Annotated in this window: 4 protein-coding genes; 3 read left to right on the top strand and 1 reads right to left on the bottom strand. The window is 65.7% G+C overall.

Going from position 1 to position 13,136, the window contains the following annotated elements; all coding sequences use genetic code 11:
• Positions 1-279 precede the first annotated feature (279 nt).
• The 3 genes from AC1D1Y_RS25080 (at position 280) to AC1D1Y_RS25070 (ending at position 12,383) form a co-directional block, all read left to right on the top strand.
• Positions 280-2,856 (top strand): two-partner secretion domain-containing protein, encoded by a 2,577-nt coding sequence (locus tag AC1D1Y_RS25080; RefSeq protein ID WP_477684733.1) that lies wholly within the window; start codon positions 280-282, stop codon positions 2,854-2,856.
• 421 nt (positions 2,857-3,277) lie between these two features.
• Positions 3,278-10,450, top strand: a complete 7,173-nt coding sequence (locus tag AC1D1Y_RS25075; protein WP_477684732.1) for a two-partner secretion domain-containing protein — start codon at positions 3,278-3,280, stop codon at positions 10,448-10,450.
• Positions 10,451-10,697: 247 nt separating this feature from the next.
• Complete coding sequence (locus AC1D1Y_RS25070; RefSeq protein WP_477684731.1) at positions 10,698-12,383, top strand: ShlB/FhaC/HecB family hemolysin secretion/activation protein; 1,686 nt, start codon at positions 10,698-10,700, stop codon at positions 12,381-12,383.
• A gap of 166 nt (positions 12,384-12,549) precedes the next feature.
• Here AC1D1Y_RS25070 and AC1D1Y_RS25065 read toward each other — a convergent pair whose 3' ends face one another.
• Entirely contained in the window at positions 12,550-12,795 is a 246-nt protein-coding gene (locus AC1D1Y_RS25065) for a hypothetical protein (RefSeq protein WP_477684730.1), read from the bottom strand.
• Positions 12,796-13,136 lie beyond the last annotated feature (341 nt).

Here is a 13,136-nt window from a genome sequence, read left to right as displayed (position 1 = left end):
CAGGGCCGGCGTTGTCTGAGCGAAGCGAGTTTAGCCGGACCCCGCTTGGCTCGAGCACCGCAGGTTGCCCGTAGCGAAGCGTAGGGACCCAGACTGCGGGTCGCCTTTCTTTTGCTTACTTTTCTTTGGCGAAGCAAAGAAAAGTGAGTTGCTGCCGGCAACCCCGGCCAGCAGCACTCAGAGGGGAGCGCAACGCCGGAGCAAGAACCGGTCCAACAAACGCCCCTATGGGCGCGCGGCCCCAAACGGCATACCATCGCGGTCTGGCAAGGAGAAACCATGAACAGCCACGCGAGCATCCACCGCATTTACCGCCTGGTCTGGAGCGAAGACTCCAGGCGTTTTGTGGCCGTGGCGGAGACCGCCGGGGGCCGGGGAGGCCGCGCTTCATCCTCTCGCGTGGCGATCAATGCCGGCGGCCTGGCGCTGGCCATGGCGTGCTTTGCGCAGCAGGCCGGGGCTGCCGATGCGGCCAATGCGAACGTCGCCGTCGGTGCGGCGGGCATCACGACTGTAGGCAACACCACCACCATTCACCAGTCCAGCCAGCGCGTGGCGATTGACTGGACCAGCCTGTCTACCCGCGCCAACGAGGCGCTGATCTTCAACCAGCCCAATGCCCAAGCGATTGCCTTGAACCGCATCACCGGCTCCAGCCCCAGCGAGTTGCTGGGCAGCCTCACGGCCAACGGCCAGGTGTTTATCCTGAACCCGAACGGTGTGCTGTTTGGCGCCGGGTCTCAGGTCAATGTCGGCGGCCTTGTCGCTTCCACCCTGGGCATGAGCAACGCCGACTTTATGGCCGGCAAGCATGTGTTCACGGGCTCGGGTGGTGTAGTGGTCAACCAGGGGACGCTGAACGCAGGGCAGGGTGGCTATCTCGCGCTGCTGGCACCCGAAGTGCGCAACGAAGGCGTGATGACGGCATCGCTGGGAACCGCGCTTCTCGCGGCAGGCAACAAGGTCACGCTGAACCTTGATAACGGTTCCTTGCTGGGCTACAGCATCGACCAGGGCGCCCTCAACGCGCTGGCCGAGAACAGGCACCTGATCCAGGCCCATGGCGGGCAGGTGCTGCTGTCGGCAAAAGCCATGGACAGCCTGACCACGGCCACCGTCAACAACACGGGCGTGATCGAAGCAAAGACGCTGCAGAACAAGGCCGGCCGCATCCTGCTGATGGGCGACATGGAGGCCGGCACGGTCAATGTTGCCGGCACGCTGGATGCGAGCGCACCCGGCGGCGGTGATGGTGGTTTTATCGAAACCAGCGCGGCGCAGGTGAAAGTGGCCGACGGCGCCGTCATTACCACGCTCGCCGCCAACGGGAACCACGGCACCTGGCTGATCGATCCGACCGACTTCAGCATCGCCGCGGGCAGCGGCGCATTGACCGGCAGCGGCATAGGCGCGGCCACGCTGGCCGCCAGCCTCAACCTGGGCAATGTGGCGCTGGCGACCAGCAACGTGGGCGGTTTTGACGCCGGCGACATCCACGTCAACGCAGCCGTCACCTGGAACGCCGGCACCACGCTGACCCTGAGCGCCTGGCGCAACATCAACATCAATGCCTCCATCACCTCGCAGCATGCCAACGGCAAGCTGGCGCTCGAATACGGGCTGGGCGCGCTCAATGCGGGCAACACCGCGAGCTACAACGTGCGCGCGGCGGTCAACCTTCGGGCCGGCGACAACTTCAGCACCCGGCTGGGCAGCGACGGCGTGACGGACCCGTACAAGGTCATCACCAGCCTGGGCGCGGCGGGCAGCACCACGGGCACCGACCTGCAGGGCATCAACGGCAATCCCACCGGCAACTATGTGCTGGGCGCCGACATCGACGCGAGCGACACCGTGAACTGGAACGCCGGCGCGGGCTTCGACACCCTGGGCGGCGTTGGTGCGCCGGGCATTTTTGAGGGCCGCTTCGACGGCCTCAACCACAGGATACGCAACTTGTTTATCAACCGCCCGGGCGACAACTTCGTCGGCCTGTTCGGCCTCACGCAGAGCACCAGCATCCGCAATCTCGGGCTGGTGGGCGGCAGCATCACCGGCGCCGACTTTGTCGGCGCCATCGCGGGGCAGGGCTGCTGCACCACCTTCAGCAATGTTTACAGCACGGCAGCGGTCCGAGGCAATGACGAGGTCGGCGGCCTCGTCGGCGAACTCAGCCAGGGCGGCATCACCGACGCCTACGCGGGCGGCGCCGTGACGGGCGACAACAAGGTCGGCGGCCTGGTCGGCAGCTCGCTGGACGGCAACATCACGCGCGCCTACAGCACAGGCCGCGTCACGGCCGCTGGTATGGCGGGTGGGCTGGTGGCCGAACAGGTCAACACAGCGGTGACGAACAACAGCTATTGGGACATTGGCACTTCAGGGCAGGCCGCCAGCGCGGGCGGCATCGGCAAGACGAGCGCGCAGCTGATGCAGGCCGCCACCTTCAGCGGCTGGAACATGGCCACCCAAGGCGGCTCCACTGCGACGTGGCGCATTTACGAAGGCCAGACCGGCCCGCTGCTGCGCAGCTTCCTGCTACCGCTCACGCTGCCCGATACCAGCGTGGCCTACACCGGTGCGCAGCAATCGGGTGCGAGTGCGCCCGGCGTCACGGCGGCCAGCGGCATCAACCCCGGGATCTACGGTGCCTGGTCGGGCCAGGAGGGTTATGACATCACCGGCGGAACACTGACGATCAGGGGGGCGGAGCCGGTATTCCTGATCGACGAGGCCTACCGCAGCGCCATGGTCTATCTGGCGGGCGTGGCCCGGTCGGCGAACCAGCAGCCCCGCCCAAGCCCTGAAGGCCTGGCCGCTGTGTTGTCTGCCGCGGCGGCGGAAGCGGACGATTAGCGGGGGGGGCTTAGCTGCGATGGCCGCTGGAGTCCAGCGATATTCGTCTCTTTTTGTCGTCAAAACTAGCTACAAACCTCGCCACCCAAACGGTGGCAACGCCCTGGTGCTGGGCTAAGCTACAACAATAGGTTACATTTTCGCGGTATAGCCCCGGGACGGCTGCGCAGCCAGCCTCTTGTGGCCGCTTTCATCGGTGCAGGCGAGCGCCGTGGGCTGCGAATAAAAGCATTGGGATTGGGGCAAAGGGAAAACCGCGTGGACTATGACGGGCGCTTGAATCTTGATGTGCGTGAGCCTGGGGATCAGGATCGCGCCGCGAAAAGGCAGCGCGCTGTTTTTTCACCTGCCCCGACCCGGGGAATAACAGCGGAACCCTGCATGGCGGCCGGGCCATTGAGAAGAATACCGAGGATCACCTATGAACTGCATCTACCGCATTGTCTGGAGCCAGGTCAGCAACAGCTGGGTGGCAGTGGCTGAAAACGCCCGCGGGCGCGGCAAGTCGACAAGCGGCCCGCGGCTGGTTGCCGCCGCCCTGGCGCTGGCCGGTGCCTCCTGGGGAATGTCATCGGCCCATGCCGCCGATGCGGCCAACGCCTCGGTAAGCGCGGGCTCGGGCAGCGTCGCCACGGTGGGCAACGCCACAACGATCAATCAGGTCAGCCAGCGACTGGCGATTGACTGGACAAGCCTGTCGACCGCGGCCCAGGAAGCGCTGATCTTCAGCCAGCCCAATGCCTCTGCGATCGCACTGAACCGCATCACTGGCAGCAGCCCCAGCCACCTGCTGGGCAGCCTCACAGCCAACGGCCAGGTGTTTATTCTGAACCCGAACGGCGTGCTGTTTGGTGCGGGTTCGCAGGTCAATGTGGGCGGCCTGGTGGCTTCGACGCTGAACATGAGCAATGCCGACTTCATGGCCGGCAACCACGTGTTCACGGGCTCGGGCGGTTCGGGTTCGGTGGTCAACCAGGGCACGCTGAATGCAGCATCCGGCGGTTACCTGGCCTTGCTGGCACCGGAGGTTCGCAACGAAGGTGTGATGACGGCATCGCTGGGCACCGCACTGCTCGCCGCCGGCAACAAGGTGACGCTAAACCTCGACAACGGTTCCTTGCTCGGTTACAGCATCGACCAGGGCGCGATCAATGCGCTGGCCGAGAACAAACATCTGATCCAGGCGAACGGTGGCCAGGTCCTCCTTTCAGCCAAGGCCATGGACGCCCTGACCACGGCCACCGTCAACAACACGGGTGTCATTGAAGCGAAGACCCTGCAGAACAAGGCCGGCCGCATCCTGCTGATGGGGGACATGGAGACAGGTACCGTCAACGTCGGCGGCACGCTGGATGCGAGTGCACCGGATGGCGGCAACGGCGGTTTTGTCGAAACCAGCGCGGCCCACGTCAAGGTGGCCGACAGCGCCCGGGTGACCACATTGGCCGCTGCCGGCAACACCGGAAAGTGGCTGATAGACCCCAACGATTTCACCATCTCCGCCACGGGCAACATGACGGCCGCGGCCGTCGCGGCCGCTTTGACCGGCGGCAATTTTGAAATCGCCACCGCCACCATGGGCACGGCCGGCGGCAACGGCGACATCCATGTCAACCAGGCGATCAACCGGACGGACAACAACACCTTCACGCTGACGGCCGAGCGCGACATCAACATCAATAGCCTCGCGAACATCACCAAAACCAATGCAGGCGCGGCCGGTATGACCATGACCGCCGGGCGCAACATCCTCCTCAACGGCAATATCGGTGTGGGCGGGCCTTCCACAAATCTTTCTGTGACGGCCAACGCCGCCGGCGATATTACCGGCACGGGAACCCTGAACCTGAACGCTGGCGCGATGGACATGACGGCCGGCGGCAGCCTCGGCGGCACCGACGGCCTGGGGCAAATCTTTGCCGGCAGTTTGAAGCTGAAAGCCACCACGGGTGAGCTGATCATGAATAGCGGCGTGGACTGGCAGGCCAGCTCCTTTGACCTGTACGCGGGTACCAACATCCGGGGAAATGCCGGCGCCGTCAACGCCACCCTGAGCTCTGCCGGCGGCGCCTTCACCGCATCAGCGGGCAACACGGGCAACGGCCGGATACGCGTGAACGCCTTCGGCGGCGCCATAGGCACGCTCAACCTGAGCACCCAGGGCACGGGCGGCGGCGGGCAGATCGACTTCACCGGCGGTGCAGCCATCAACAACGCCATCATCACGGCCGCACATGACGTGAACGTCAGCGCGACCGGCAGCCTCAACCTCAATGCCCTGACCCTGACGGGCGCCAACCAGAACGTTAACCTGGCGGCCGGTGGCGGCACGCTAACGACGCTGGGCGCCCTGAATACCGGGGCGGGCAACCTGACCTTGTCGGGCGGCTCTCTCTCCCTGGGCGGCGCCTTGAGCGCCAAAGACCTCAGCCTGACCGCAACGAGCGGCCTGAACATCAATCGGGATATCACGGCAACCGGCAACCTGGTGCTCACTGCAGGCAATACGGGCGTTCAGCAGACTGCCGGCGACCTGATGGTGGGCGGTACGGCCAGCGTGAACGCCGGCCCGGGGCAGGTGAGCCTGAGCGGCCTCAACAATTTCAATGGCGCAGTCAGCGTTACCACGCTCGGCGCAAACAATGTCATCATCAATTCCGTCGGCAGTCCGTTGACGCTGGGCACTTTGTCGCTAGGCAGCGGCGCTCTGACCCTGCTCGGCAACAACATCACCCAGACGGGCGCGATCACGCAGGCGGCAGGCGCGGGCGCGGTGACCATCAACGGCGGCGCCAGCGCAATCAACCTGAGCAATGCGGGCAACGATTTCACGGGCGCAGTCGGGCTCAGCAATTCCAGCGGCAACGTGGCCGTCAGTGACCTGAATGACCTGAAGCTGGGCCCCTCCACGGTGGCGGGCACCCTGGCCGCCACCTCCAGCACCGGCTCGATTTCGCAAGCCGGCGCGCTGAACGTGACCGGCGCCGCCACCTTCACGATCAACGGCTTCAACAAGGACGTGCTGCTGGGAAGCTCGGCCAACACTTTCGGTGGCGGCGTGACGGTCAACGGCAGCGGCAGCGTGAAGGACATGGCCTTCCGTTATGCCAGCGGTTTTGCCTTTCCCACGGCGCCCACTTACTCCGGCACCCTGACGCTGATCAGGGACGTCGGGACCATAGACCTGGTGGGCATGCAAAGCTTGAGCGGCGGCCTCGCGCTGACAGCGGGCGGCGGCATCAATCTTGTGGGCACCACCCTGCAAACGGGTGGCGCACAGACCTTTAACAGCGCCGTGAATGTCATCGGCCCTGTCAGCCTGACCAGCACCGGAAGCTCCATCACGTTTGCCAATACGGTCAACGGCGCGAACGCACTGAGCACCACGAGTTCAGGCGCCACCACGTTTGCCGGTAATGTCGGTGCCACCAACGCGCTAACCAGCCTGAGCGTCACCGCGGGCGGTCCCATCGTGGTGCAAAGCGGCGCCACGCTGAATGCGGGCGACCTGAAGATGACCGCGGCAAACGGCATCGGCAACGGCATTGGCGGCGCGGCGTCCATCAATGCGGCACGCGTGAGTGCCATCAACACCGTCAGCGGCAACATCGCGCTCGCGCACACGGGCACCGGCAAGATCGTGGTCACCGACCTCGGCCAGGGCGATGGCATCCAGAACACCGGCTTCGGCGGCGTCAGCCTGACTGCGGCCAATGGCAGCATCCAGGTATTGGGCAGCAAGGTGACTGCGGCCGGCGGCAACGTCGTGCTCAGCGCGGCGGGCAGCAGCGACACGCACTCGCTGGAGATCGTAAACAACGGCGCCACGCGCTCGAACGTCACTACCACCGGCGCCGGCACCATCACCCTCAGCGGCAGCCTGACCGGCGGCGGCGCCAGCGCCACCGGTGGGTCGGCGGGGGGCCTGGTCGTGACGAACTCCAGTATCACGGCGGGCACAGGCGACATCAACATCACCGGCAACGCCGGCGGGGTATCAACCGGCGGCCAGATAGAGCGCGGCTTTCGCGTGGATACGGGCTCGCAGATCACGGGCGCCGGCAACATCACCCTGACGGGTTCAGTGACGGGCAATCAGGTCATTCCGCCGGACCCATACACCGGTCCCGCGAGCAAGGGTGGTGAGCTGTCCAATGGCGCCACCGTGTCCAGCACGGGCGGTAATGTCACGCTCTCGGGGACATTCAATAACACCAATCATTACGGCAGCACCGGCCTGGCGGTGAACGGCAAGGTGCAGTCCGGCGCGGGCAGCAAGGTCACGCTCACCGGGGAGGCCACGACAGGGGGCTACCTGAGCGGCGGCCTTTTCAGCGGCGCCGGCACGGGTTTGTCTACCGGGGTCCTGTCTGAAATCATTGCCGGGACGGGCGGGCTTGATCTGACGGGCACCGTGCACTCTCCGATACCTGCGACCAACCTGACCGGGATATCCTTCAACGGCGCCGCAAGCTCGACCGGCAACATTGCCGTCACCGGCACCTCAACCGCTGTCAGCGCTTTGGGAATCAGGGTCGTGGACATGGTAGGCGGCACCCTGACAGGCCTGGGCTCGGCCACCATCACGCTCAGCGGCGGCTCGGGCGTTCCCGGGTCGGCGCCCGCTTCGTCTTACGATGTCGGCCTCGTGGGCACCGCGGTCAGCACGGCCGGCGGGCAGATCAACCTGATCGGCAACCGGGTAAAGATTGACAGCAGCATTAATTCAGGCAGCGGCCGGACGGTGATTACACCGTCCACCACCAACCGCGAAATTACGCTGGGAGGCACAGACGAAGTCAATTACCTCAACCTGAGCAACAGCGAACTCAACCTGATCACCGCTTCGGTGTTGGCGATCGGCGGCACTGCTTACAACGGCGGCATCACCATCGGCAACGCGGTCAACATGGCCAACACGCAGAGCCTCAGCCTGGTCAACAGCAGCGCCTCAGGCCCGGGTATCAGCCAGACGGCGGCCTTGACCGTCGCCAACCTGAACGCCGACGCACGAAGCGTCACCCTGAACAACGCCGGCAACCAGATCAGCCAGATCAGCGGGCGCTCGTACGGAGGCGATTTCCAGGTCAGTTCCGCCTCCGCCCTGTCCGTGGGAACGGTCGACGGCACGGCTGGCATCAACGCCGGGGGCAATTCCATCTTGCTGAACAGCAGCGGCGCCCTGACGCAGACCCAGACCATCGTCGGCGCCGTACTTCAAGCCACGAGTTCCGGCGGCATGGCGCTGAACAACGCCGGCAACCAGGTGGGCGCTTTTACCGCCACCAACAACGGCTCGGGTGACCTGGTGCTGCGCAACGGCATCAACACCACGCTCACTTCATTGACCAATACCGGCGCAGGCCGCATTGACGTCGACAACATCGGTACGGTGACGCTGGCGTCAGGCGGCATCACCAGCAGCGGCACGGCCACCGGTACCACCGCCGGCACAGCGGCGGTGCGCATCAAGGGCTCGCAGGGCATCGTGGCCAGCGGCGCGGCGCCGCACATCAGCAACTCGGCGGGCGGCTCGGTTTACCTCGACGGCGGCGCGGGCAATGTGGGCGCCAGCCCCGCCGGCGCGGTGGGGATCTCCGCCGCGTCCGTCAGTGCGGTAGGGGCCGGCGGCGCCTCGCAGGTCAACCTGAGCCTGGCCAACGGCGGCACGCTGGAAAACATCTTCGCGGCGGGCGGTGCCAACGTCTCGGCCACGGCCGGCAACCTGGCGGTCAAGACGGTGGCCGGCAGCGCTGTCACCCTGAGCGCCGCGGCCGGCGCCATCACCGATGCCAACGGTGCAGCCAACAATATCAGCGGCACCACGCTCAACGCGTCGGCGCTGAACGGCATCACGCTGAACACCAATGTGTCGGGCCTGCAAACGCTGGCGACCACAGGCGCCGGCGCTGCTGGCGACATCAACATCACCGCCGCCAACGCACTGAGCAGCAGCAATCTCAGCATCAGCACCAACGCCGGATCCGCGCAGACGGTCAGCCTCTCATCAGCCGCCGGCATCACGGTCGACAGCGCCTTCGGCAACAGCCAGGACAAGTTCAAGCTGATCGCCACCGGCGGCAACATCGCCATCAACGGCGCGCTGACCGCCGGCGAGCTCACGCTGAGCACGACAGGCACCGGTACACAGACCGCCGCCATCACCGCCACCGGCCTGGAACTGCTGGGCAGCGGCACGCACACCCTCAACAACGCGGGCAATGCGGTGACGACGCTGGCGGGCAATACCGGCAACGTCGATTATTCGCAAGCTGGCGCGCTGGCCATAGGAACGGTCAACACCGCGGGCCTCACCGCCAGCGGCAAGGTGCTGGTGCGTGCCACCGGCGCGGCGGGCGACATCACGCTGAACAACGCCGTCACCTCCGGCAGCGCCGCGAATGATTCGCTGGTGCTGGCCGCCGGCCGCAACTTCATCAACAACGCCGGTGCCACGCCGCTGAACCCGGGGGCAGGGCGCTTCCTGGTGTATTCGACCGACCCGACGGCCAACACCTTCGGCGGCTTTGCCTCCACCGGCAATGCCTTCAGCCGCACCTATGGGGCCAATGCGCCCACCGATGCGTCCATGACCTCGCTCAGCGGCAACCGCATGGTCTACAGCGTCACGCCGATGATCAACATCACAGGCGACAACCAGGCCAAGGTGTACGGTGCGGCCGAGCCGGGCCTGAGCTACACCGTGGGCTCCGGCCTGGTCGCGGGCGACACGGCGGCCAGCGCGCTGGCCGGACTGCTTGCCGCACCGACGGGCTCGGCCGCATCCGCGGGCACACACGCCATCACGCAGGGCACGCTGGCCTCGGCCCTGGGTTACGGCATTGCCTACACCAACGGAACGCTGACGGTGGACAAAGCCACGCTGACCGTGAGCGGCATGGCGGCCACCAACAAGACCTACGACGGCAGCGCAACGGCGACCCTGGGCAACATCGGCACCCTGGCAGGCCTGGCCTACGGCGAGGCATTGACCTTGAACTCCACCGGCGCCAGCTTCGTCGATGCGAACGCCGGCACCGGCAAGACCGTCACGGCGACCTACAGCCTCGCCAACGGCACAGGGCTGGCCAGCAACTATCAGCTGGCAGCGGCGCCCGTTACGGCGACAGCCGATATCGCCCAGGCCAACCTGACCGTCAGGGCCAACAACGACAGCAGGACCGTGGGCGGCGCGGCCTATGCCGGCGGCAACGGCGTGAGCTACAGCGGCTTTGTGGGCGGCGAAACGGCCGCGGTGCTGGGCGGTGCGCTCAGCTACGGCGGCAGTTCACAAGGCGCCAGCGCCGTCGGCAGCTACGCCATCACTGCAAGCGGCTACAGCGCCGCGAATTACGTGCTGGCCTATGTCGATGGTGTGCTGACCATCAGTTCCGTGGTGGTGCCCCCGACGCCAGCCGGCGGCGGCGTGCCGGGTGGTGCCGCCCCGGCGGATGACGCCTACCGTAGCGCGCTGTACAACGTGGCCAACTCGGGTGGTTCAGGGGGCGGCAGTGGTGGCGCGGGTGGCGGTGCAGATCCCGGCGATGCCTTGAGGGCCGCCGCCGCTGAAGCCGGTAACACCGGTGAAGAATAAGCCACCCCCGTTCCGGCTTGCGCTTAGCATTGCGCGGGTTTTTGCGGGGTTGGGCGGCATGTCGCTAAAAATGGGGACATACAGGCCGGCTGCTCTCTGCGACAGTGCGGAAGCGGCGCATCTGCTGCATTGGCAGTAGGGCGCTATGGCCGGGGGATGTACAAAAATCGCAGGATGCCGGAGGGACCTGGCAGGCGGCCCCGGGGTGGCRGCATTTGCCGTGTGAGTGTTAAGTCGAAATGAAATAATGAAAATCAATTCCTTGCCCCTTTCCACCCTGGCCTCGGCGATTTTGCTGGCAATGCACGGCGGCGCCTGGGCGCAAACCCCGCCCCAGCCCGATGCCGGCCAGGTGCTGCGAGACCTGCGCCAGGCGCCACCCACGCCGCCCCCGCAGGCGGCACCCTTGCAGCGTATCGAGGAATCACCCGACCTGAGCCAGAAGGGCGAGGCCACGGTGCTGGTCAAGTCCATCGCCATCACCGGCAATCAGGAAATCCCGACCGCCGAACTCCAGCCGCTGGTGGCCAACCTCCTGGGCGCCGAGCGCTCGCTGAGCCAGCTCAATGCCGCCGCGCGCCGCATCACCGTCTACTACCGCAGCAAGGGGTTTGCCGTGGCTAGAGCCTACCTGCCCGCGCAGGACATCACCGACGGCGCCGTCACCATCAGCGTCATCGAAGGCCGTATCTCCAGCCACAAGATCAACAACCAGTCGCTGCTCAGCGACGAGCGTGCCCAGGCCTACCTGGGCCAGGTCAAGGACGGCGACGTCATCAGGAGCGAGCAGATAGACCGCGGCCTGCTGCTGCTGCAGGACACCCCCGGCGTGAGCACCTCGCGCGCCACGCTGCAGCCCGGCGCCAGCGTCGGCACCTCCGAATTGCTGATCGAGGTCAACCCCGCCAAGCCCTACAGCGGCAGCGTGGTGCTCGACAACTACGGCAGCCGCTACACCGGCGAATACCGCCTGGCCGGCACCTTCAACGTCGTGAGCCCGCTGAAAATCGGCGACCAGTTCACCGCCAATCTGTTGACCTCCGGCGACAACCTGAGCTTCGCCCGCCTGGCCTACCAGCTGCCCATCGGCAGCGACGGCCTCAGGCTGGGCGCGGCCTATTCCGACATCCACTACAAGCTCGGCAAGGAGTTTGAAGCCCTGCAGGCCCACGGTACGGCCACCAGCGCCAGCGTGTTCGCCGCCTATCCGTTTATCCGCAGCCAGTTCAAGAACCTGAACGGCACGGTCTCGTACGAAGACAAGAGCCTCAAGGACTATGTCGACGGCACCAACACCTTCACGCCCAAAAAAGTCAGCGTCACCAGCTTGGGCCTCTCGGGCAGCCTGCAGGACACGCTGGGCGGCGGCGGCATCACCGGCCTTGATTTGTCGGTGGCTTTCGGCAACCTGAGCATCAACTCGCCGACGGCGCTGGCCATAGACGCCGCCTCGGCCCAGTCCAACGGCAGCTACACACGCTTCAGCTACGGCGCGAACCGCCTGCAGCGTTTCACCGACAGCACCTTCCTGGCGCTCTCGGTGGCCGGCCAGACAGCCAGCAAAAACCTCGATTCATCGGAAAAATTCTCATTGGGCGGCATCAACGGCGTGCGCGCCTATCCGCAGGGCGAGGCCAGCGGCGACGAAGGCTACCGCGCCACGGTGGAGTTGCGCCACAACGTGATCCCCAACGTGCAGGCCACGGTGTTTTACGACGTGGGCAAGGTCACCATCAACCGCAAGCCCTTCGGCCCCGCGGCCTCGAACAGCCGCAACCTGGCTGGTGTGGGTGTGGGTGTGAATGCCAGCCTGGGGCCTGTGCAACTGCGCTCTTCGCTGGCCTGGCGCACCGACGGCGGTTTGCCGACCTCGGTCCCGGCATCGGCGGCCAAGCGGCCTACGCTGTGGATGCAGGCGTCCGTCACTTTCTGATCTTTAACTCCCTCCCCCACTGGGGGAGGGTTGGGGTGGGGGCCAGCGGCGTTTCAATCACGCACAGCCGAACATTCACCATCGCCAGCCCCCATCCCAACCTTCCCCCAGCGGGGGAAGGAGCAATACCCCCTCCCCAAATGAGGGCCAGCGGCCTCCAATCGCTTCAGCGTCCGCCCTTGGCGCCACAGCGTTGCACCGCCGCCGTTGCCGCCACCGTCTCAGCCATAGGCGCCGAGAAATAGCGCGCTGAAACTTCCAGTACGCGCCTCGCATTCAACTCCATCTCGAAGCAGGGCGGCCGCGGCGCCTGCACATAAAAAGGCCAGGGCGCGGACACGCGCGCCGGCTGCGGCCGGGGTTGGGGCGTGACGCGCGCCCAGGGCGGAGGGTGGTGGTTTGACAGCTGCATCTCGGTCCTTTGTTCTCATTGGATTGGGTATTTGGGTGAAGCAATATTACTGTATATAAATACAGTTATCCGTCCTGATTTACCCATGGAAACAATGAACCTGGCCTGACGGTATCGCCCGCTGTGCGCAGCCTTTTTCCGATTGAATTCCCTCTCCCTGATTCAACTCCCTCCCCCGCTGGGGGAGGGTGGGGTGGGGGCCAACGGCCTTCGAACAAGCATCGCGAAACATCCACCACCGCCAGCCCCCATCCCAACCTTCCCCCAGCGGGGGAAGGAGCAAAAACCGACTTCCCCGCTTTAACTCCCTCCCCCGCTGGGGGAGGGCAGGGGTAGGGGCC

The sequence above is a fragment of the Polaromonas sp. P1_G1 genome (assembly GCF_056405595.1).
Note: the sequence above shows the minus strand (reverse complement) of the source record. Positions and strands in the feature narration are given on the sequence as shown.

What these genes read in the sequence shown, in the direction of transcription:
- AC1D1Y_RS25080 (WP_477684733.1), top strand. Translation starts at nt 280, where the DNA reads ATGAACAGCCACGCGAGCATCCACCGCATTTACCGCCTGGTCTGGAGC.
- AC1D1Y_RS25075 (WP_477684732.1), top strand. Translation starts at nt 3,278, where the DNA reads ATGAACTGCATCTACCGCATTGTCTGGAGCCAGGTCAGCAACAGCTGG.
- AC1D1Y_RS25070 (WP_477684731.1), top strand. Translation starts at nt 10,698, where the DNA reads ATGAAAATCAATTCCTTGCCCCTTTCCACCCTGGCCTCGGCGATTTTG.
- AC1D1Y_RS25065 (WP_477684730.1), bottom strand. Translation starts at nt 12,795, where the DNA reads ATGCAGCTGTCAAACCACCACCCTCCGCCCTGGGCGCGCGTCACGCCC.